Source organism: Terrirubrum flagellatum, from assembly GCF_022059845.1.
GTDB classification, from domain to species: Bacteria; Pseudomonadota; Alphaproteobacteria; order Rhizobiales; family Beijerinckiaceae; genus Terrirubrum; species Terrirubrum flagellatum.
This window is the reverse complement of record NZ_CP091851.1, coordinates 3776212-3797318: the sequence shown is the minus strand read 5'-3', so window position 1 is coordinate 3797318 and position 21107 is coordinate 3776212. Positions and strand designations below refer to the sequence as shown.

Genomic DNA, 21107 nt, shown 5'->3' with positions numbered 1-21107 from the left:
TTGCGCTCGGCCGGTTAGGATCGCCCCATGACCTATGACGTGATCGTGGTGGGCGGCGGGCTCGTCGGCGTATCGGTCGGCTGGGGCCTCGCCCGGCGGAAATTGTCGGTCGCCATTCTCGATGAAGGCGATGTGGCGCTGCGCGCCGCGCGCGCCAACTTCGGTTTGGTCTGGGTGCAGAGCAAGGGCCTGGGCTCGACGGCCTATTCGCGCTGGTCGCGACGCTCCGCGGCCTCGTGGGCCGAACTCAACGCTGCGCTCAAGGACGAAACGGGTATCGATTCCGGGCACAGCCAGCCCGGCGGCTTCTCGATTCGCCTGACCGATCTGGAGATGCAGCGCGGCGAAGCCTCGATGGCGAAGCTGGCCGCGCAGCCCGGCATGAACGCGCCCGGCGTTCCGCCTTTGACCTATGAACTGCTCGATCACGCGGAGACGAAGCGGCGTCTGCCGCACATCGGTCCGACTGTCGCCGGCGCGATCTTCTCGCCGCTCGACGGGCACGCCAATCCGCTGCGACTGCTCGCCGCTTTTCACGCTGCGCTCAAGCAACGCGGCGCCACCTATCTGCCGCATCGCAAAGCGATGTCGATCGTCCATCGCAACGGGGGATTCGAAGTGTCCGGTGAAGGCTGGACGTTGGGCGCCGGAAAACTCGTCATCGCCGCGGGGCTCGGCGGCGCAAAGCTTGCGCCGATGGTGGGCTTGTCGACGCCGCTCGTGCCAAGCCGCGGCCAGATCATCGTCACCGAAAGACTGCAGCCGTTTCTGCATCACCCTACAGGCAGCCTGCGCCAGACCGATGAAGGCACGGTGCTGATCGGCGAAAGCAAGGAAGCGACGCTCGACAGCGAGCGCCCGCGTCCGCCGGTCACGGCTGTTCTGGCGGAGCGCGCGGTGCGCTCATTTCCGCTGCTCGGAAACGCCAACGCCATGCGCGTCTGGACAGGATTTCGTGTCGTCACGCCCGATGGATTTCCGGCTTACGATCAGTCAAGCACTTGTCCCGGCGCTTTCTCGCTCGCCTGCCATTCCGGCGTGACGCTTGCGGCCAATCACGCGCTGACATTGCCCGAGCAGATCGCTGCTGGCGCTCTCTCCGATGAGCTCTCAAGTTTCTCCGCGCGGAGGTTCGATGTACCGGCGGCTGCCTGATCGCGCCCGCGCGCTTGTTCGATTCACCTTTGATGGCGAAGCGCTCACCGCGCAGGAAGGCGACACGGTCGCTGCCGCGTTGCTCGCCGCCGGCCAGCTCGCGACACGCCACACGCCGGTTTCGCGCGCGCCGCGCGCGCCCTATTGCATGATGGGTGTGTGCTTCGAATGCCTTGTCGTCATCGACGGCGCGCCCAACCGGCAGGGCTGTCTGACGCCCGTCGTTGAAGGCATGCGCGTCGAAACGCAGCAAGGCGCCGCTGTGTTCGAGGACGCGGAATGAGCGAGCGCTTCACCTCTGCGTCCGACCTCAGGCGCAGCTATGATCTCGTCATTGTTGGCGCCGGCCCCGCCGGCCTCGCTGCCGCTGCGACCGCGTCGGGCTTCGGATTGTCCGTGCTGCTCGCTGACGAAAATGGCGCGCCCGGCGGCCAGATCTATCGCGGAATTACGAGAAGCAGCGAAGCGGATCGCCGCCGTCTTGGGCCTGATTATGCCGCAGGCAAGAAACTCAGCGCTGCATTCGCAGAGAGCGCCGCCGCCTATACGCTGGGCGCGCTTGTCTGGAGCGTCGCGCCGACGGATGAGGAAACGCCCGACGCTGATTATCCCCTTGAAGTCGGAATTTCTCTTGGCGGCGTCGCGCGCGCGATTGGCGCGCAACGCGTTCTGCTCGCGACGGGCGCAATCGAGCGGCCATTTCCGATTCCAGGCTGGACCTTGCCGGGCGTGATGAGCGCCGGCGCTGCGCAAATTCTCCTCAAGACGTCGGCGTTGGCGCCGAGCGGCCGCACGGTGATCGCGGGAAGCGGGCCGCTTCTTTATCTTCTTGCAAGCCAACTCATTGCAGCGGGTGCGCCGCCTGTGGCGCTGGTCGATACGACGCCGCGAAAGAACTGGCGCGTGGCGCTGCCTGACTTTCCCGCTTTCGCAATGTCGTCTTACGCGGCGAAGGGGCTGAAGCTGCTCTTCGATGTCGCGAAGCGCATCCGCGTGATCCGCAACGTGTCGGCTCTGGAGGCTGTCGGCGGTGACAAATTCGAAACGCTTATCGTCACGCGGACGAACGGAACGATGGAGCGCATCGACGCCGATCTCCTGCTTCTGCATCAGGGCGTCGCGCCCAATCTCAATCTTTCGTCGGCTGCGGGATGCGCGCTGGAATGGGATGAAAAACAGGCGCTGTTCAGGCCGAAGCGCGACGAGTGGCTCGAAAGTTCCGAAGCTGGAATTTCGATCGCCGGCGATGGCGGCGGCATTGTCGGCGCGCAGGCCTCAGTGATCGAAGGCGAGATCGCGGGTCTCGTCGCCGCCTTCCGGCTCAGCCGGATTTCGAAGGAGATGTTCGCGCAGCGCGGCGCTGAACTGAAAAAGCGGCTCGCCTCGGTTCTGCGAGGCCGCGCTTTTCTCGACCGCCTGTTCAGGCCGGCCGATGAATTTCGCGTGCCGCAGCGCGACGACGCCATCGTCTGTCGTTGCGAGGAAGTCAGCGCCGGTCGTGTTCGCGCGACGGCGGCGCTCGGCGTGCAGGGGCCGAATCAGATGAAGGCCTTCTTGCGTTGCGGCATGGGCCCGTGCCAGGGCCGTCTGTGCGGGCTGACCGTCAGCGAAATGATTGCGCAGGCGCGCGGCGTCTCGCCTGCTGATGTCGGCTATTATCGCCTGCGTCCGCCGGTGAAGCCCGTGCCGCTGCGTGAATTCGCCGCGATGCCGCAGTCGGATGCGGCGATCACGGCGGTCGCCGGATTCGTCGAACGGTCGGTAGAGAAAGGGTCAGCCGCCGGATCGCTTGAGCCTGACAATCGCATTGTCGAGCGCTGACAGGAAATTCGATCGGTCGCGGGGCGTGAAAGCGCCGGGGCCTCCGGTGATCTCGCCGGCGTCGCGCAAACCTTGCATGAGATTGCGCGTCGCGAGCGCCATGCCGACAGAATCCGCCGTGTGAACGCGGCCGTTGGGCGCAATGACGACGGCGCCCGCTTTCACCGCGCGGCTCGCGAGCGGAATATCGGCGGTGATGACAATGGAGCGGGCGTCGGCGCGCTCCACGATCCAGTCGTCAGCCGCGTCAGGATCGGCGCCGACGACGATTCGCTCGATCAGCGGATCGCGCGGCGTGTTGATGTAGCTGTTGGCGACGACGAAGACCTTCAGTCGATAACGCTCGGCGACGCGGTAGACTTCCGCCTTCACCGGGCAGGCGTCTGCGTCGACATAGATTACGATCGATGGCGCGGAGTCGTCCGTCACCGCCGCGCCGTCATTGCTAAAAGACGGAGCGCCTGACGTTTCGCGATCAGCCGCGCGAATCCATCGAGATTCCGAGCTGAAACGCCTTCTGCCGCGTCGCGCCTTCGGTGCGCTTCAGGGCTCTCGCCACCTTCGCGGCCGGCGTCTTCTGCTTCGCCAGAACCTTGAGCTGGCGAACATCGTCCTTCGTCCACTCGCGACGCTTCGTGACTTTCTTGACGACGGCTTTCTTCGCCATGGCTCTCAACTCCTAAAATGCGGGCGCAACGACATAGCGTCCCGATCGTTAATGATTTCCTCCGGTCGATAAGTCCACAACAATAAGGCGGCGTCGCGGCCTGACCTAACGGCCGCGACGATCTAAAATTCCCAACTATGATTCGGCGGCTTATGACGTGGCGAGGGCAGGCTCGTTGCGATTGTCGCCGGCCGTTGGGGTTTCGCTTTTCTGAGAACGGAACCAGCCGAGCAGACGCAGCGCGTTCAGCGTCACCAGGACCGTGCCGCCGGTGTCTGCGATGACGGCCATCCAGAGGCCCGTCGTTCCCGTGATGGTGGTGACGACGAACAGCGCCTTCAACGCCAGCGCGATCGTGATGTTCTCGCGGATATTCGCCATGGTCGCGCGCGACAGCTTGATGAGGGCCGGCACGTCCGCGACGCGATTTTTCAGCAACGCTGCGTCGGCTGTTTCAAGCGCGACGCCGGTGCCTGAGCCCATGGCGACGCCGACATGGGCTGACGCGAGCGCCGGCGCATCATTGATGCCGTCGCCGATCATCGCGACGCGCTTCGACGCGGCCAACGCCTTGATCGCGTCGGCCTTGTCGGCCGGCAGCATCTCAGCCTTCGCGGAAATTCCGAGCGCGCGTCCGATCGCGGCGCCGGTTTGCGCATTATCGCCGGTGAGCATCACCGCGTCGACGCCCATCGCTTTCAGTTCGGCGATAGCCGCGGCCGCATCGCGACGCGGTTCGTCGCGCAAAGCAATAAGGCCTGCGACAGCAGCGCCTTTTGCAACGACCACGACCGTCTTGCCTTCATTTTCGAGTCGCGCGATCTCGCTGCCGACGTCGCTGGCCAGCGCCACGCGTTCGGCTGCATGGCGCGGCGCGCCAATGAAAATGGTCTCAGCGCCGACCTCTCCTTCCATGCCCTTGCCGGGAATGGCTTTCACCGCGGCTGCAGGCAGCGACGGGATATTCAGCTTCGCCGCATGCTTCGTGATCGCTTCCGCAAGCGGATGACTTGAGCGGCCTTCGATCGCGGCCGCGCGCGCGAGCAGATCGGCCTCGGAGCCGACAAACGCCACCGCTTCGGTGACGACGGGGCGGCCCTCCGTCAGCGTGCCGGTCTTGTCGAAGGCGACGATCTCTGTCCGCGCAAGGGATTCGACGATCGCGCCGCCCTTGATCAGCAGGCCGTGACGCGCTGCTGTCGAGAGGCTCGACGCGATCGCGGCGGGAACGGAGATCACGAGCGCGCAGGGGCAGCCGATCAGCAGCAGCGTGAGGCCGCGATAGACCCATTCGCTCCAGCTCGCGCCCATGGCGAGCGGAGGAATAATGGCCACCAGCGCCGAGAGCCCGACGATGAAGGGCATATAGATGCGCGAGAAGCGATCGATAAAGCGCTCGGTCGGCGCCTTCGACTCCTGCGCCTCTTCGACCAGCGCGACGATGCGCGAGATCATGTTGTCTTTCGCGGCGCGTTCGACGCGAAGCTTCAGCGCCGCTTCATGATTGATGGAGCCCGCGAACACATCGGCGCCGGGGCCTTTCGTGCGCGGCGCCGATTCGCCGGTGATCGGCGATTCATCCATGCTGGAATGGCCTTCGACCACCTTGCCGTCCGCAGGCGCGCGATCGCCGGGCCGCACGAGAACCATCTGGCCGACAGCGAGGCTCGCCGCCGCAACTTCAACAACGCGCCCATTCTGCTCGACGAAAGCTGATTGGGGCACGAGAGCCGCGAGCGAGCGAATGCCTTCGCGCGCCTGATTGGCGGCGACGCCTTCCAGCACTTCGCCGACGCAGAACAGGAACACCACGACGGCGGCTTCTTCGGCGGCGCCGATCGCCAGCGCGCCGATGACGGCGATCGTCAGCAGCATCTGGATAGTGAAGGGCGCGCGCGCGAACGCCGCCGAGATGGCGCGGCGAGCGATGGGAGCGGCGGCGATGATCGTTGCGGCGATGAACAGCGCGTAGGACCAGGCGGGAATGACGAGGCTCGCGCCATAAGCGAGCGCGACAAGCGCGCCTGACGCGATCGCAAGTTGCCCTTTCGGCTGCCGCCACCAGGCGCGCGGCGCTTCGTGCGCGATCGCGCCCGCGTTTTTCGCCTGCGCGTCGATCAGCGACGGCGTGTAACCGAGGCGGGAGATCTGCTTTTCGATGTCGGCGCCGCTGGTTTTCTTGTCGTCGAGAAGCAGCGCGACCGTCTCGTTGGTGATCGAGATGCGGATGTCGGAAACGCCGGGCATGCGCTCGAGCGCAGTGCGGATCGTCGTCGCGCAACTCCCGCAATCCATGCCGGTGACTTTCCATAGGGTCGAGCCCCCCGCCGCAGCCATCGGCTCGGGTTCGGCATGGGCGTGGTCGTGACTGCAGGACGGTCCATGAACATGCCCGTGATGGTGATGCGCGTGATCATGTCCGTGATGATCATCGTGCTCATGCGGGCCGTGATTGCAGGATGGGCCGTGGACATGCGGCTTCGGCGCGGAGGCGTGGGCGTCATGCTCGCGATGATCATGATTGCAGGACGGCCCATGAACATGCGCCTTCAGCGCGGCCGGCTGCGCGGCGTGGGCGTGATCATGGCCATGCGCGTGGCGATCGCGTCCATGATGATCATGATCGTGGTTGCATGACGGCCCATGGACATGGGCCTGGGCGGGCTTGGCCACATGCCCATGCGCGTGGTCATGACCGCCGCAGCAGGTGCCGTGATCATGGTGATGCCCATGATGTGAATGGTTTTTTTCGCCGTTCGACATGGCCTGGCCCGCGCTTGCGTTCTCGATCGGCCGCCACCATAATTCCTCTAGTCGCTTCAGGTTCAAGAGGCTTTTTCGGAGTTCGCGATGGAGCGCAGCTATTCGATCGGCCGGGTTGGCGAGGCTACGGGCTGCCGGGTCGAAACCATTCGCTTCTATGAGCAGATCGGCCTCCTGCCGGAGCCGGAGCGGACCGAGGGCAACCAAAGGCGCTATCTCGCCAGCCATATCGAGCGGCTGCGCTTCATCATGCATGCGCGCGATCTCGGATTCTCGGTCGAATCGATTCGCGAACTGCTGCAGCTTTCGCAGAATCCGTCAGCGCCCTGCGAGAAGGCGGATTCGATCGCCCGAGAGCAGCTCAAATCCGTCCGCGCCAAGATCGCGCGCCTGACCGATCTCGCGGAGGAGCTGGAGCGGGTGGTCGATCACTGCCACGGCGGGCAGATCGCCGATTGCCGCGTGATCGAGGTGTTGGCCGAGCACGGCGCCTGCAGCCATGGCGGCGGACCGCATGCGCATGGCGCCGGGAAGGCGTCGGCCAAGGGCGCAAAAAAGGCCGCGGCGATCGGCCGCGGCCTTTAAATGGCGATCGCCGCCTGAGCGGCGGAAAATCTCAGGCGTGCGCCGGAGCGGCCGGAGTGTAGCCGGCCAGCGAGATGATCTCGCGAACCTTGGCGAGGTCGGCGCCTTCGACCGAGACCAGCCGGGCGGCCGGATCGGCGGACACCTTCGCGCCGGGGATCGAGGTCTCGATCGCGCTCTTGATCGTGCCGGCGCAATGGCCGCAGGTCATGTCATCGACGATCACGGAGACGCCGGAAACGGTCTTCGCCGGGGTCTCGGAATGATGATGGGCTCCGCACATCCTGGAAATCTCCTGAGGCATTTGGCCTGAAATCCTCTTGCCGGCTTGCCACATGGCAAGGTCAAGGCCCGTGCAATGGAATTTTTCCGATCGCCCTTTGTCGGCTTCCGACCCCTTGACCTTCCCATAAGGGGAACCTTTATCTCAGGCTCCATCCCGAGGAAAGGATGGCCCATGACCGCAGCCGCAGTGAAGCCGACGAGCGCGCGCACGCTCAGCATCCCCGTGGAGGGGATGAGCTGCGCCTCCTGCGTCGGCCGCGTCGAGAAGGCGATCCGGGCGGTCGACGGCGTCGCTGACGTCTCGGTCAACCTCGCCACCCATCGCGCCAGCGTCGGCCTGAAGGAGGGCGGCGCTCCGGAGCCCGTGCTCGCCGCCATCCGCAAGGCTGGCTACGAGCCCCAGGAAGAGGAGATCGACCTCGCGGTCGAGGGGATGAGTTGCGCCTCCTGCGTCGGCCGCGTCGAGCGGGCGCTGAAGGCGACGCCTGGCGTGCTCGATGGTTCAGTCAATCTCGCGACCGGGCGCGCTCACGCACGCTACGTCGGCGGCGCCGAGACGGTGTCGGCCATGGCCGCGGCGATCGGCAAGATCGGCTATCCCGCGGCGCCCGTGCAGGCCGGCGGGGATCAGGCGGAGCGCGAGCGCGCGGCCCGCGAGGCGGAAATATCAGGCCTCTTCCGTTCGCTGATCATTGCGGGCGTTGCCACATTGCCGCTGCTCGTCTTCGAGATGGGCGCGCATCTCTTCGAGAGCCTGCATCACTGGCTCGCGGGCACGTTCGGCGAGGACAATATCCGCATTGTCTCCTTCGTGCTGGCGACGGTCGTGCAGTTCGGACCCGGCCTGCAATTCTACCGCAAGGGCGGATCGGCGCTGCTGCGCGGCGCGCCCGACATGAATTCTCTCGTCATGCTCGGCGCTGGCGCGGCCTATCTCTATTCCATCGTCTCGACCTTCGCGCCGCAGCTTCTGCCTGTGGGCGCCGACTACACCTATTTCGAGGCGAGCGCGGTCATCGTCACGCTGATTCTCTTCGGCCGTTTCCTCGAAGCGCGCGCGAAAGGGCGCGCTGGCGATGCGATCCGCCGCCTGATGACGCTACAATCCAAGACGGCGCGCATTCTGAAGGATGGCGTCGAGCGCGACGTTCCCGTTGAGGAGGTCCGCGCCGGCGATGTCGTGATCGTGCGCCCCGGCGAGCGCATCCCGGTCGACGGCGAAATTCTTTTCGGCTCGTCCTTCATCGATGAATCCATGATCACCGGCGAGCCCATCCCCGCGCAGAGAGCGGTCGGTGACGAGGTGATCGGCGGCTCGCTGAACAAGACGGGCGCGTTCCAGTTCCGCGCTGCGAAGGTCGGCGCCGACACGCTGCTGGCGCAGATCGTGCGCGCGGTCGAAGCCGCGCAGGGCTCGAAGCTGCCAATCCAGGCGATCGTCGACAAGGTGACGATGTGGTTCGTGCCGGCGGTGATGGCGGCGGCGTTCGCAACCTTTCTCGTCTGGCTGATTTTCGGACCTGAGCCTGCGCTGAGTTTCGCGCTCGTCAACGCGGTCGCGGTGCTGATCATCGCCTGTCCCTGCGCCATGGGCCTTGCGACGCCGACATCGATCATGGTCGGCGTCGGCAAGGCGGCCGAGCTCGGCGTGCTGTTCCGGCGCGGCGACGCCTTGCAGGCGCTGAAGGATGTCGGCGTCATCGCAATCGACAAGACGGGCACGCTGACCAAGGGCCGCCCCGAACTCACGGATATGGTTGTGGCCGAAGGTTTCGCCGAGGATGAGACGCTTCGCCTTATCGCCTCCGTCGAGGCGCGCTCCGAACATCCGATTGCGGAAGCGATCGTCGCCGACGCGAAGCGCCGTGGCTTTGCTCTGTCGGAGCCGTCCGCGTTCGCTGGCGAGCCCGGCTTCGGCGTGACCGCGACAGTCGAAGGCCGCGCCGTGATGGTTGGCGCCGATCGCATGATGAAGGCGCGCGGCCTCGACGTCTCGCCCTTCGCGGCGATCGCGACGCGTCTCGGCGATCAGGGCCGTTCGCCGCTCTACGCGGCGATCGATGGCAAGCTCGCGGCGGTGCTCGCGGTCGCCGATCCCGTGAAGGACAGCACGCCGGCGGCGCTTGAGGCGCTCAAGGCGCTCGGTCTGCGCATCGTCATGATCACGGGTGACAACAAGCGCACGGCTGACGCGATCGCACGCGGACTTCCCGTCGATGAGGTCGTCGCCGAGGTGCTGCCGACCGACAAGGCGGCCATCGTGAAGCGGCTTCAGTCCGGCGGCGCGAAGGTCGCTTTCGTCGGCGACGGCATTAACGACGCGCCGGCGCTGGCGCAGGCCGATGTCGGACTTGCGATCGGCACGGGCACGGACATCGCCATCGAGAGCGCTGATGTCGTGCTGATGTCGGGTGATCTGCGCAATGTGCCAAACGCGATCGGCCTGTCGCGCGCCGTGATCCGCAACATCGCGCAGAATCTGTTCTGGGCGTTCGGCTATAACGTCGTGCTCATCCCGGTTGCGGCGGGCGCGCTCTATCCCTCGTTCGGCGTGCTGATGTCGCCGATGTTCGCCGGCCTCGCCATGGCGTTTTCGAGCGTCAGCGTCGTTTCGAACGCGCTGCGGCTGCGCGGATTCAGGCCGCCGATGGAGGCGCAGGCGGCGCGCGACCAGCAGCCGCGTCTCGCGCCGGCGGAATGACCATGACGCATCGCGTTCTCATTCCCGCAATCGATCGCGCTCTCGAAGTCGGCGAAGAGCAGACGATTCTCGAAGTCGCGCTTGCAAGCGGCGTCGCCTATCCCCACGGTTGTCGCCGCGGCCGCTGCGGCTCATGCAAGTCGCGGCTGATTGAAGGCGAGGTCGATCTCCTTCCGCACACGCCATTCTCCCTGACGGAAGCGGACAAGCAGAACGGGCTGATCCTGGCTTGCAGGGCGCGGCCGCGCAGCGACTGTTCGGTCGCATGGCTGAATGAACCGGCGACGCAGACTGCGTCGCAAACAGCGTGAGGGCTTCGACATGAATATCGGCGAAGCGGCTGCAGCCTCCGGCGTCTCCGCCAAGATGCTGCGCTATTACGAGAGCATCGGGCTGATCCGCGCCGCGACGCGGACGGAGAGCGGCTATCGCGTCTATGGCGACGAGGACGTGCATACCCTGCGCTTCATCCGCAGGGCGCGCGGCCTCGGCTTTTCGATCGAGGAGACGTCGGAGCTGCTGGCTTTGTGGCGCGACAAGAGCCGCGCCAGCGCCGATGTGAAGCAGTTCGCGCTGAAGCATGTGCGCGATCTCGAAGCCAAGATCGCCGAGCTCGAATCGATGCGCCGCACGCTTCAGCATCTCGCGGGCGCCTGCCATGGCGATCACAGGCCCGACTGCCCGATCCTCGACGACATGGCCAACACGGGGTCAGTCGAGGAATGTTGCGCGCCTTCGCCGCCGCCGGCTTTCCCGGTCGCGCCGGTCCGCCGCAAGAATGGCGACAAGCGGACGCTGCGCACGGCTTGACCTTCCCATCGGTGGAACCTTCATAGCGAGAAGGTCCGTCGACCGCCTTTGGAGGTTTGTTTGCGTTTCGCGCGCGCGCTTGTCCTGCTGCTGGTTGCGCTTGTCGCGACCGCGCCGGTCATGGCCGCGCAGAATATGATGACTGTTGCGCGACATGACGCGCCGCTGACGAATCATCATGCGGTCAAGGCGCAGGATCATGGCGCCGCTCATCACAGTGCGACGGCGGCGAAAGAGTCGGATGGCGCGGCGCATGCCGATCACGGCGGCCCGCTCTGCTGCGGCGCGGTGTGTCATGTTTTCCCGGCGCCTATCGAGTCGGTCGTGATTTCCTGCCCGACGCCGGTGCGCTTTGCGCATGCGATAAGCAATCAATCGCAGGCGCCTCTGTCCCGCCCGCTCGCTCCCGAACGCCCACCCAAGAACGCGTGACGTCTAGCGCGGTCTGACCGCGCCTGTCGCGAAATCTCTTGGATTCGCCAGTCATCTGATGCTGGCGAGCGTTTGGAACGGATTCATGCAAATCAAAATTGCGGCGACTGCTGTCGTCGCGCTCGTCGCTGGCGGCTGCGCCGTCGAGCGGCCTTCCTTCATCGGCAGGGTCGATGATCCCGCTGCGCCGATGCGAGCCGCGTCCTATGCGCCCGTCATGGCGGGAACGCAGGGCTATCGCCCGGCCGAACCCAAAGGTTGGGAAGAATTGAATCGTCGCGTCGGCCCGCAGGGCGGAGGCGCGAATGAACGCTGATCTTCTCACGCGCTATGCGCGATTGCTGGCGTGCGCGTCGACTCTGGCGCTCGGCGCCTGCGCCACATTGGCGGAAGGCGAAAGCCTCTCGCTCGCCAGAGCCACTGCGACGAACGACATGAAGGCGGAATTGTCGCGACTCGACGACGATTCCGCGAACGCAGCGGCGAAAGCCAAGGTTGCTGCGCTCCTGAAGAGGCCGTTGACCGCCGACTCCGCCGTTCGCATCGCCTTCCTCAACAATCGCGGCCTTCAGGCCGATCTCAACGCGCTCGGAATTGCGGAGGCGCAGTATCAGGCGGCGAGTTTGCCGCCCAGTCCCCGCTTCTCGCTGTCGCGTCTCGCCGGCGGCCTCGATCTTGAGATCGAGCGTCAGATCATCGTTGGTCTGATGGAGCTCGCCACCTTGCCGGCGCGCCAGGACATTGCCGCCGACAAGTTCAAGGCGGCGCAATATCGCGCCGCGGAGGCCGTGTTGCGCCTCGGTCTCGATACGCGCCGGCAATATTATCGCGCGGTCGGCGCCAGCGAACTCGGGGCGACGCTGGAGACGGCGCGCGCTTCGGCCGACGCTTCATCCGATCTCGTCAAGGCGCTCGGCGAATCCGGCGCGGTCAGCAAGCTGCAGCAGGCGCGCCAGCATGCGGTCTACGCCGAGATTTCGGCGCAGCTTGGCCGTGCGCGTCTTCAACGCTCCGTCGAACGCGAGAAGCTGATCCGCCTGCTCGGTCTCTGGGGACGCGATGCGGAGATTCGTCTGCCCGCGAGCCTTCCGGCTTTGGCGGCGCGCGCGAACTCCGCCGCTTCGGTCGAGAAGCAGGCGCTGGAGCGACGCGCTGATCTCCATATCGCGCGCCTTGAACTGACGGCGCTGGCAAAGTCGCTCGGCCTTGCCGAAGCGACGCGCTTCATGACGGATATCGAACTCGCCGGCGTCTCGAACTACGAGCGCTCGAACAATGATCTCGGCGAGAAGGAGAAGACCAACCGCCGCGGCCTCTCCGTTGAATTCGAGATTCCGCTGTTCGATTTCGGCGCTTCGAAAGTCGCGCTGGCGCGTGAAACCTACATGCAGGCCGCCAATCGCCTCGCGGAGAAAGCGGTGAATGTCAGGTCCGAAGCGCGCGAAGCCTATCAGGTCTATCGCGGCTCCTTCGATCTCGCGCGGCATTACCAGAGTCAGATCCTGCCGCTGCGCAAGGTCATTCAGGAAGAGTCGCTGCTGCATTACAGCGGCATGCTCACCGACGTCGGCGAATTGCTCGCCGATGCGCGCGCCGCGGCGACGAGCCGCGCGCAGGCGGTCGAAGCCAGGCGCGATTTCTGGATCGCCGACGCCGATCTCCAGGCCGCGATTCTCGGCGGCGGGCGGCAGGGCGCGCCCGGCGCGGGTGCGCCAACCGAATCAACAGAAACGACAGGAGGCCACTGATGGATCGAAATGATCTCTCTCGCAGAGGCCTGATCGGCGCTGGAGGCGGCCTTGCGCTGATGAGCGCGGCGAGCGTCAGCGGCCGTGCGCAGACCGCGGCGATTCCCGAAGCGCCGACGCGAAAAGACGCTGCGACTGACGCGCCGCTGAAGCCGACAAGCGGCGTCGACTACAATCCCGTCGTGACGCTGAACGGCTGGACCTTGCCGTCGCGCATGAATGGCGACTGGAAGGAATTCCATCTCGTCGCCGAGCCCGTCGTGCGCGAGCTCGCGCCTGGCATGAAGGCGAATCTCTGGGGCTATAACGGCCAGTCGCCGGGCCCCACGATAGAAGCCGTCGAAGGCGACAAGGTGCGCATCTTCGTCACCAATCGTCTGCCTGAAAACACGGCCGTTCACTGGCACGGACAATTGCTGCCGAACGGCATGGATGGCGTCGGCGGTCTGACGCAGCCGCACATCCCGCCGGGCAAGACCTTCGTCTACGAGTTCCAGCTCAGGAAGAGCGGCACCTTCATGTACCATCCGCATTCCGACGAGATGGTGCAGATGGCGATGGGCATGATGGGCCTGTTCATCGTGCATCCGCGCGATCCTGCGTTTCGCAGAGTCGATCGCGACTTCATCTTTCTGCTGAACGCTTTCGACATCGCGCCCGGCTCCGCGACGCCGAAGGTCAACACCATGCTCGATTTCAATCTCTGGTGCTGGAACAGCCGCGTCTTCCCCGGCATCGAACCGCTGGTGGTTGCGAAGAACGACAAGGTGCGCGTGCGCTTCGGCAACCTCACTATGACCAACCATCCCATTCACATGCATGGTTATGATTTCAAGGTGTCATGCACCGATGGCGGCTGGGTGCCGCCGGAAGCGGCGTGGCCCGAGGTGTCGATTGATTGCGCCGTCGGCCAGATGCGCGCCTTCGATTTCGTCGCGGCGGAACCGGGCGACTGGGCGATTCATTGTCACAAATCGCATCACACCATGAACGCCATGGGCCATGATGTGCGCACCTATATCGGCGTCGACAAGAAAAAGATCGCGCAGAAGATCAGGAAGCTCGAGCCGGGCTACATGCCGATGGGATCAAACGGCATGGGCGAGATGGGCGCCATGGAGATGCCGCTTCCCGACAACACCCTGCCGATGATGACCGGCTTCGCGCAATTCGGCCCGGTCGAAATGGGCGGCATGTTCTCGGTCGTGAAAGTGCGCGAGGGCCTCGCGGCCGGCGACTATCGCGATCCCGGCTGGTTCAAGCATCCCGAGGGAACCGTCGCGCGCGAATGGAAGGGACCTGTCGCGCAGCCTGAACGCCGTGCTGATGCAAAAGATGATGCGAAACCGCAGCCGCTTCGCGCCATCAAGCCGCGCGCCGGCGCTGGTCACGACAATCATTAGAAATGAAAGCCAGTCACCAAACCAAGAGAAGGAGAGAAAGCTTGATACGATCATTTGCAGCCGCCTGTGCGGCGACTTTGTTCATGGCGTCGACGGCCTTCGCCGGTCCCGGCGCCGCCGGCCATTCGCACGGCCATGCCGAAGACACGGCTTACGGTCAGCCTGGCGATCCCAAGAAGCCGGCGCGCCTGATTCCGATCACGATGCGGGAGGTGGATGGCAAGATGCTGTTCTTTCCCGACAAGATCGATGTGAAGCTCGGCGAGCAGATCAGGTTCAAGCTGCTCAACCAGGGCGATCTCGATCACGAGTTCGTTCTCGCGACCGTGGAGGAGAACCGTCTCCACGCCATCGAGATGCGCAAGAATCCGGACATGGAGCATGACGATCCGAACGCCGCGCGCATTATCTCGAAGAAGAACAGCGAGATCGTCTGGCGCTTCACGAAAGCCGGAGAGTTCGAATTCGCATGTCTGATTCCGGGTCATCTGGAAGCGGGCATGCATGGAATGGTCATCGTCAAATAATTCGCAAACCCAAGTCACTCACAAATCAAGGAGAAGAGAGATGTTCCGTCGTTTGATATTTATCTCCGCCGCCGCCGCGCTTGCGACCTCAGCGCTTGCGGAAACCGCGAAAGTGACTGGCGCGGTCACCAAGGTCGACGCGTCGGCCGAGAAGATCACGATCAAGCATGGGCCGATCGCCAATCTCGACATGGGCGCCATGACCATGGTGTTCAAAGCCGGCGACAAGGCGATGCTCACCGCTGTGAAAGCGGGCGATCAGGTCGAGTTCGAGGCCGATCGCGTCAACGGTCAGCTCACCGTGACGCGCATTCAGAAAAAATGATTGAAGTTCAGGCGCCGCAGCCGCAAATAGCGGCGGCTGCAGCGCTGATTCATCGCGCTGCGAAGCGCGATTTCATCAGGCGCAATTGCGTTTCAGTTAAAATTCGCTGTGCGCCGCAGATGCTTCCGGGCTTTCCCTTTTCTTCGCCAGCGATACTCTTGGCTCAGGGGCGTCCGTTTGGCGCGGCGGCGGCGGAGTTTCGCGGCGCTGACGAAGGGAAAGGTCTCGCATGCGGACAGGGCCGGCGTTGGCGGCATTGGCGTTCGCCGTGCTTTTATTATCCTTCGCGACGCGAAGGGCCGCTGCGCATGACTGGTATCCCGTCGAATGTTGTCATGACAACGATTGTGCGCAGATTTCAGACGAATCGGTTCAGGAAACTCCGAACGGCTATGTCGTGACGATTGCGCCCGGCGGCCATCCTATGTGGCAGGCGAGCAAACCGCGGCCGCTGACGATCGCAGTTCCCTACGCCAAGGCGCGGCGATCTCCCGACGGGCATTTCCATCTCTGCATGTCGAGTTCGGGTTATCTCTTCTGCTTTTTCGCCGCATTGGGCGGATACTGACGGCGCGGCGACGCATTGACCGACAGGTCAGGAACAAGATCGGAATTGTCGCATTTGGTGAAAATGTCTGTTCCCGCAGCCTCGTTGATCTGGCCGACCCTGCTGATCGCAGCCTGTGTCGCGAACCTCCTTCTGCTCGCTTTGTAAGCGGACAGGCGAGGTGCAGCCCCGCACAGCGCCTTCGTCCCGACTGACCCATCCTTCGCGTCGACCAACAGCGTTGGAGGCGACGCGATGGACGCATGCAGGGCAAGGTTCGCGACGCTGCTCGGGACCATATTCTTCGTCGGCATCATGCTGGCGATCGGACTGACGGCGATCACGGCGACCGGTCGCGTGGACGCGCAGCCCGTCGCGATGGCAATGCTTTGAGCGTTCTGGTTGTCGCGCCGACGCTTCACGGCAGGGCTGGTGCTGTTGGAGAGGATTGAACTCTCGACCTCTCCCTTACCAAGGGAGTGCTCTACCACTGAGCTACAACAGCGATCCGGCGATGGCGGCCGAGGCGAGAGCCGATCCGGCCGCGGGCGCGTGAATGCCATAGGCGCCGCCGGGGCGCAACCGCGAGCGCCCTTTTGAGACTTATTCCGCCGCCAGCCTGCCGCCAGGCTCGGCCCGCGGCAGGCCAAGCGCGCTCCAGGTCTCGTCCAGAGCTTCAGCCAGGGCTGCGATCATGGCCTCGTCATGGAGCGGCGAGGGCGTGAGTCTCAGCCGCTCGGTCCCCCGGGGCACCGTGGGATAGTTGATCGGCTGGACATAGACGCCATGGCGTTCAAGCAGCCGGTCCGTCGCCGCCTTGCAGGCGCGGGGATCGCCGACCATCACCGGCACGATATGGGTCGGCGTCGCCATCACGGGCAGCCGGCGCGCCGCCAGCGCCGCCTTGGTTGCGGCGACGCGGGCCCGGTGCTGGGCGCGCTCCGCGCCGCTGGCCTTGAGATGACGGACGGACGCCGCGGCCGCGGCCGCCAGCGGCGGGGGCAGGGCGGTCGTGAAGATGAAGCCATGGGCGTGGCTGCGCACGGCGTCGATGATGACGGTGTCGCCGGCGATATAGCCGCCCATGCAGCCGAAGGCCTTGCCCAGCGTGCCCTGAATGATATCGAGGCGCGCCATGGCGCCGACCTCTTCCGCATAGCCGCCGCCGCGATCGCCATAGAGGCCGACCGCATGCACCTCGTCGATATAGGTCAGCGCGCCATATTTCGCCGCGAGATCGCAGACCGCATGGATCGGCGAGACGTCGCCGTCCATGGAATAGACGCTCTCGAACACGATGAGTTTGTGCCGCTCGCGCGGGCTTGCCGCGAGAATGCGTTCGAGATCGGCGAGATCATTGTGACGGAAGATTGCCTTCTCGCGGCCGGCGCCGCGCACGCCAGCGATCATCGAGTTGTGATTCTCGGAGTCGGAGATGATCAGGCAGTCCGGCAGCAGTTTCGCGATCGTTGCGATGCCGGTCTGGTTCGCGACATAGCCTGAGGTGAAGACGAGAGCCGCCTCCTTGCCGTGGAGATCGGCGAGTTCGCTTTCGAGGTCGACGATCGCGGCGCTGGTGCCGGAGATGTTGCGCGTGCCGCCGGCGCCGACGCCGGACGCGTCCGCGGTCTCCTTCATGGCGGCGATGACATCGGGATGGCGCCCCATCCCGAGATAATCATTGGCGCACCACACCACGATCTCGTGCGGGCCGTTCGGGCCCTCCCAGATGGCGCGGGGAAAAGCGGCGGCGTCGCGCCGCAGCGTCGCAAAGGAGCGATAGGCGCCGGACTGTCGGAGGTCGGCCAGCGCGTTCGCGAGCGCTCGGCGGGCGGGGTCGGTCATGTGGGTCTGATTATATCTGTTCCAGTGTCGGGTGGCACGGTCCCGGGATGATCGCAAGCTGGCGATTGACCGCATGCATGGTCAGTAGTCTTTGACGTCAATCAAATCAGCGGAAGGACCGATGGGCCGCAAGTCAGGCGATCCGGTGAAGGACGAGAAGGCCGAGCGGCTTGCGGCGGCGCTGCGTGAGAATCTCAAGCGCCGAAAAACGCAGGCGCGCGGCCGGGCGACGGAGGAGCCGCCGCGGGACCCCCCGGCGGCGTCTCGTGATAAGCCGGCCAAGCCTTGATTTCGCCTTGGCGGCCGGGCATGGCCGGATTGGACTTGATGTCGCAGGCAAATTGTCGCGCTCGCTGACCCCTCGGGGATCGAAGCGTCGTGCCCTGGGGGGATTTGATGGATCGCATTCGCATCGTGGGCGGCGCCGAACTCAGGGGCTCGATCCCGATCTCCGGCGCCAAGAACGCCGCGCTGCCGCTAATGACGGCCTCGCTGCTGACCGACGACACTGTGATTCTCGATAATGTGCCGCGCCTCTCCGATGTCATGCAGCTCCTGCGCATCCTCGGCAATCACGGCGTCGATCACTCGATCTCCGGCAAGCGCGTGGGCCAGGAGAGCGAGACAGGCCAGACGATCCAGCTCTCGGCCCGGCAGATCGTCGACACGACGGCGCCCTACGAACTTGTCTCGCGCATGCGCGCCAGCTTCTGGGTCATCGCGCCTCTCCTCGCCCGCATGGGACAAGCGAAAGTGTCTCTGCCCGGCGGCTGCGCCATCGGCACGCGCCCGGTCGATTTCTATCTCATGGCGCTTGAGCGTCTCGGCGCAAAGATCGAGATCGAAGCGGGCTACGTCATCGCAACCGCGAAGGACGGGCTGAAAGGCGCCGAGATCGAATTTCCCAAAGTCACTGTCGGCGGCACGCACACGGCCGTCATGGCGGCGGTGCTTGCGAAGGGAACCACGGTTATTCGCAACGCCGCGCAGGAGCCGGAGATCGGCGATCTCTGCGCGCTGCTGGTGAAAATGGGCGCGCGCATCTCCGGCGCCGGGACGTCGACCATCACCATCGATGGCGCATCGCGCCTGTCAGGCGCGCGCCACACGGTGCTGCCCGATCGCATCGAGACCGGCACCTATGCGATGGCTGTCGCCATGGCGGGCGGTGACGTGATGCTCGAAGGCGCGCGGCCGGAGCTTCTGCAAAAGGCGTTTGATACGTTGACCGCGACCGGCGCCGAAATCCTTGCGACCAACGAGGGCGTGCGCGTGCGCCGCAATGGCTCAGGGATTGCCGCCGTTGACGTGACGACCCAGCCTTTCCCCGGCTTTCCCACCGATCTGCAGGCGCAGTTCATGGCGCTGATGACGCGCGCAAAGGGCGTGTCGCATATTCGCGAGACGATTTTCGAGAACCGTTTCATGCATGTGCAGGAGCTCGCCCGCTTCGGCGCGCACATCAAGCTCGATGGCGATCTCGCGACGGTCGAAGGCGTGCCGACGCTGAAGGGCGCGCCTGTGATGGCGACCGATCTGCGCGCCTCGGTCGGCCTTGTCATCGCCGCGCTCGCGGCCGAAGGCGAGACGATGGTGCATCGCGTCTATCATCTCGATCGCGGCTTCGAAGCGCTCGAGAAAAAACTGTCGCGCTGCGGCGCCCAGGTTGAGCGCCTGACCGGCTGACCCTGATCGAAGCGATGGCGACGGCGCGACCCTCGTTTCGGCATAAGCCCATGTCGGCCCTGCCGATTGCGCGCCGACGGTCGCGGCTGCTTTAGTGCGGCCGTCTCAATCGGAATCTTTCACAGCATGACGATGAACGGCGCGGAAAGCCTGGTGCGGACGATGGTCGGCGCAGGCGTCGATGTCAGCTTCACCAATCCCGGCACCTCGGAGATGCATTTCGTCGCCGCGCTCGATCGCGTCGACGGCATGCGCTGCGTGCTCTGCCTCTTCGAGGGCGGCGCGACTGGCGCGGCCGACGGCTATGCGCGCATGGCGGACAAGCCGGCGGCGACTTTGCTACACCTCGGCCCGGGCATGGCGAACGGCCTCGCCAACATCCACAATGCGCGGCGCGCTCGCTCGCCCATGATCAACATCGTCGGCGAACATGCGCTCTATCATCGCCGCTTCGACGCGCCGCTGACGACCGACATCGAGGCGCTGGCGCATCCGCTGTCGCATTGGGTGCGCACGGGCTCGAGCTCGATGACCGTGGCGCAGGACGGCGCCGACGCCATTCACGCCGCAAGCAATCCGCCGGGGCAGATCGCGACTTTGATCCTTCCCGCCGACACGGCGTGGGGCGAAGGCTCCGGTCCGGTGGCCACGCGCCCGCCCCGCGCGCGCGGCAAGGTGGCGGATGACGTCGTGCGCGAGATCGCGAAGATCGCGATGACGAAGTCGAACGTGATGCTCATGGTTGGCGGCGTCGCGCTGCGTGAGAAGCCTCTCAAGGACGCTGCCCGCATCGCGAAGAAGACCGGCGGTCGGCTGATGGCGCCTGGCGCCAATGCGCGCGTGCAGCGTGGCGCGGGCCGCATCGGCGTTGATCGCGTGCCCTATGTCATCGATTTGGCGGTCGCGGCGTTGGCCGACGTGCGCTGCATGATCCTTGTGGGCGCGAAGCCGCCGGTCGGCTTCTTCGGCTATCCCGGCAAGCCGAGCGCGATGACCCATCCCGATTGCGAGTTCCATGTGCTCGCAGACGAGGATCAGGATCTTGCCGATGCGCTGGCGCGTCTCGCCGACGAGATCGGCGCGGCGAAGCTCGAGCCCGACTATCCCCATGAGATCGCGCGCCCGGAGATTCCGACGGCGGCGAAGCTCGATCCTGATTCGATTGGCGCGGTGCTTGGCGCGCTGATGCCCGAGAATGCGATTGTCTGCGACGAGTCGGTCACCACGGGCCGCAATTTCTTCGCCATGACAAAGGCGGCTGCGCCGCATGACTGGCTGCAACTGATGGGCGGCGCGATTGGCGAGGGCATTCCGCTCGCGACCGGCGCGTCGGTCGCCTGCCCCGATCGCAAGGTGATCAATCTGCAGGCCGACGGCTCCGGCATGTACACGCTGCAGGCGCTGTGGACGCAGGCGCGCGAGAAGTGTGACGTGCTGACTTTGATCTGGGCCAACCGCTCCTATGCGATTCTCAAGGGCGAACTCCTGAATGTCGGAGCCAAGAATCCCGGCCGCAAGGCGCATGACATGCTCTCGCTCGACAATCCGCCGCTCGACTGGGTGTCGCTTGCGAAAGGCATGGGCGTCGAGGCGAGCCGCGCCGAGACCGTCGATGAACTCGTGAAGGCGATGCGCGGCGCGCTGTCGCGCAAGGGGCCTTATCTCATCGAGGTCGTGATTTAGGCGACGCGGGTTTTCGCTTCTGCTTTTTGCGCTCGCTTCGCTCGCGAGTCTTTTGCTGGGCCCCGGACACGGTTCCGCTTCACTTCGTTTCGCTGCACCGTTCCGGGGACGACGAGAGCCTCGT

The 21107-nt window shown here is 65.1% G+C and carries 23 protein-coding genes, 1 tRNA gene and 1 pseudogene; 18 read left to right on the top strand and 7 right to left on the bottom strand.

Annotation, left to right across the window (positions count from 1 at the left end; all coding sequences use genetic code 11):
* Positions 1–27 precede the first annotated feature (27 nt).
* The 3 genes from L8F45_RS18295 to L8F45_RS18285 are packed head-to-tail and all read left to right on the top strand — an operon-like array spanning position 28 to position 2976.
* Positions 28–1155 (top strand): NAD(P)/FAD-dependent oxidoreductase, encoded by a 1128-nt coding sequence (locus L8F45_RS18295; protein ID WP_342359298.1) that lies wholly within the window; start codon positions 28–30, stop codon positions 1153–1155.
* A complete protein-coding gene (locus L8F45_RS18290; protein WP_342359297.1) occupies positions 1136–1438 on the top strand; it encodes a (2Fe-2S)-binding protein in 303 nt (100 codons plus the stop codon). Before L8F45_RS18295 ends, L8F45_RS18290 begins: the two co-directional genes overlap by 20 nt.
* A complete protein-coding gene (locus L8F45_RS18285; RefSeq protein WP_342359296.1) occupies positions 1435–2976 on the top strand; it encodes an FAD/NAD(P)-dependent oxidoreductase in 1542 nt (513 codons plus the stop codon). Before L8F45_RS18290 ends, L8F45_RS18285 begins: the two co-directional genes overlap by 4 nt.
* Here the strand turns inward: L8F45_RS18285 and L8F45_RS18280 are convergent.
* From L8F45_RS18280 to L8F45_RS18270, 3 genes are all read right to left on the bottom strand, one after another.
* Positions 2929–3405 carry a YaiI/YqxD family protein gene (locus L8F45_RS18280; protein WP_342359295.1) on the bottom strand — a complete coding sequence of 159 codons (477 nt, stop codon included), beginning with the start codon at positions 3403–3405 and terminating at the stop codon, positions 2929–2931. The two genes, L8F45_RS18285 and L8F45_RS18280, sit on opposite strands and share 48 nt — an antisense overlap.
* A gap of 46 nt (positions 3406–3451) precedes the next feature.
* The gene (locus tag L8F45_RS18275) at positions 3452–3643 is read right to left on the bottom strand and encodes a hypothetical protein (RefSeq protein WP_342359294.1); all 192 of its coding nucleotides are present in this window, start codon (positions 3641–3643) and stop codon (positions 3452–3454) included.
* 150 nt (positions 3644–3793) lie between these two features.
* Positions 3794–5980 (bottom strand): heavy metal translocating P-type ATPase, encoded by a 2187-nt coding sequence (locus L8F45_RS18270; protein WP_342359293.1) that lies wholly within the window; start codon positions 5978–5980, stop codon positions 3794–3796.
* 45 nt (positions 5981–6025) lie between these two features.
* On the opposite strand from L8F45_RS18270, the gene L8F45_RS18265 reads away from it, so the two are divergent.
* Both L8F45_RS18265 and L8F45_RS18260 read left to right on the top strand, forming a co-directional pair.
* Entirely contained in the window at positions 6026–6280 is a 255-nt protein-coding gene (locus L8F45_RS18265; RefSeq protein ID WP_342359292.1) for a hypothetical protein, read from the top strand.
* Positions 6281–6493: 213 nt separating this feature from the next.
* Positions 6494–6901 (top strand): annotated as a pseudogene (locus tag L8F45_RS18260) (MerR family transcriptional regulator); the annotation flags it as partial.
* 121 nt (positions 6902–7022) lie between these two features.
* Here the strand turns inward: L8F45_RS18260 and L8F45_RS18255 are convergent.
* Positions 7023–7274 (bottom strand): heavy-metal-associated domain-containing protein, encoded by a 252-nt coding sequence (locus tag L8F45_RS18255; protein WP_342359291.1) that lies wholly within the window; start codon positions 7272–7274, stop codon positions 7023–7025.
* 174 nt (positions 7275–7448) lie between these two features.
* Between L8F45_RS18255 and L8F45_RS18250 the strand changes: the two genes are divergently transcribed.
* From L8F45_RS18250 to L8F45_RS18205, 10 genes are all read left to right on the top strand, one after another.
* Positions 7449–9977 (top strand): heavy metal translocating P-type ATPase, encoded by a 2529-nt coding sequence (locus tag L8F45_RS18250; protein WP_342359290.1) that lies wholly within the window; start codon positions 7449–7451, stop codon positions 9975–9977.
* A gap of 2 nt (positions 9978–9979) precedes the next feature.
* Positions 9980–10288 (top strand): 2Fe-2S iron-sulfur cluster-binding protein, encoded by a 309-nt coding sequence (locus tag L8F45_RS18245; protein WP_342359289.1) that lies wholly within the window; start codon positions 9980–9982, stop codon positions 10286–10288.
* Between the two features lie 10 nt (positions 10289–10298).
* Positions 10299–10787, top strand: coding sequence for a Cu(I)-responsive transcriptional regulator (gene cueR / locus L8F45_RS18240; RefSeq protein ID WP_342359288.1), 489 nt, complete (start codon positions 10299–10301; stop codon positions 10785–10787).
* 60 nt (positions 10788–10847) lie between these two features.
* Positions 10848–11219 (top strand): hypothetical protein, encoded by a 372-nt coding sequence (locus L8F45_RS18235; protein ID WP_342359287.1) that lies wholly within the window; start codon positions 10848–10850, stop codon positions 11217–11219.
* Positions 11220–11304: 85 nt separating this feature from the next.
* The gene (locus L8F45_RS18230; protein ID WP_342359286.1) at positions 11305–11535 is read left to right on the top strand and encodes a hypothetical protein; all 231 of its coding nucleotides are present in this window, start codon (positions 11305–11307) and stop codon (positions 11533–11535) included.
* Complete coding sequence (locus tag L8F45_RS18225; RefSeq protein WP_342359285.1) at positions 11525–12967, top strand: TolC family protein; 1443 nt, start codon at positions 11525–11527, stop codon at positions 12965–12967. Before L8F45_RS18230 ends, L8F45_RS18225 begins: the two co-directional genes overlap by 11 nt.
* Positions 12967–14370 carry a multicopper oxidase family protein gene (locus L8F45_RS18220; RefSeq protein WP_342359284.1) on the top strand — a complete coding sequence of 468 codons (1404 nt, stop codon included), beginning with the start codon at positions 12967–12969 and terminating at the stop codon, positions 14368–14370. The genes L8F45_RS18225 and L8F45_RS18220 overlap by 1 nt, the downstream gene beginning before the upstream one ends.
* A gap of 83 nt (positions 14371–14453) precedes the next feature.
* Positions 14454–14897 (top strand): cupredoxin domain-containing protein, encoded by a 444-nt coding sequence (locus L8F45_RS18215; protein WP_342359283.1) that lies wholly within the window; start codon positions 14454–14456, stop codon positions 14895–14897.
* A 40-nt stretch (positions 14898–14937) separates the two neighbouring features.
* Positions 14938–15222 carry a copper-binding protein gene (locus L8F45_RS18210; RefSeq protein ID WP_342359282.1) on the top strand — a complete coding sequence of 95 codons (285 nt, stop codon included), beginning with the start codon at positions 14938–14940 and terminating at the stop codon, positions 15220–15222.
* Positions 15223–15451: 229 nt separating this feature from the next.
* A complete protein-coding gene (locus tag L8F45_RS18205) occupies positions 15452–15790 on the top strand; it encodes a hypothetical protein (protein ID WP_342359281.1) in 339 nt (112 codons plus the stop codon).
* Here L8F45_RS18205 and L8F45_RS18200 read toward each other — a convergent pair.
* The 3 genes from L8F45_RS18200 to hemA all read right to left on the bottom strand — a co-directional run bounded on the left by L8F45_RS18200 (position 15751) and on the right by hemA (position 17614).
* Complete coding sequence (locus L8F45_RS18200; RefSeq protein ID WP_342359280.1) at positions 15751–16191, bottom strand: hypothetical protein; 441 nt, start codon at positions 16189–16191, stop codon at positions 15751–15753. The two genes, L8F45_RS18205 and L8F45_RS18200, sit on opposite strands and share 40 nt — an antisense overlap.
* A gap of 8 nt (positions 16192–16199) precedes the next feature.
* Positions 16200–16274: transfer RNA gene (locus L8F45_RS18195), tRNA-Thr, on the bottom strand.
* Positions 16275–16372: 98 nt separating this feature from the next.
* Positions 16373–17614 (bottom strand): 5-aminolevulinate synthase, encoded by a 1242-nt coding sequence (gene hemA, locus L8F45_RS18190; RefSeq protein WP_342359279.1) that lies wholly within the window; start codon positions 17612–17614, stop codon positions 16373–16375.
* 121 nt (positions 17615–17735) lie between these two features.
* Between hemA and L8F45_RS18185 the strand changes: the two genes are divergently transcribed.
* From L8F45_RS18185 to L8F45_RS18175, 3 genes are all read left to right on the top strand, one after another.
* The gene (locus L8F45_RS18185; protein ID WP_342359278.1) at positions 17736–17903 is read left to right on the top strand and encodes a hypothetical protein; all 168 of its coding nucleotides are present in this window, start codon (positions 17736–17738) and stop codon (positions 17901–17903) included.
* Positions 17904–18010: 107 nt separating this feature from the next.
* Entirely contained in the window at positions 18011–19300 is a 1290-nt protein-coding gene (gene murA / locus L8F45_RS18180; RefSeq protein WP_342359277.1) for a UDP-N-acetylglucosamine 1-carboxyvinyltransferase, read from the top strand.
* A gap of 132 nt (positions 19301–19432) precedes the next feature.
* Complete coding sequence (locus L8F45_RS18175) at positions 19433–20983, top strand: acetolactate synthase large subunit (RefSeq protein ID WP_342363492.1); 1551 nt, start codon at positions 19433–19435, stop codon at positions 20981–20983.
* Positions 20984–21107 lie beyond the last annotated feature (124 nt).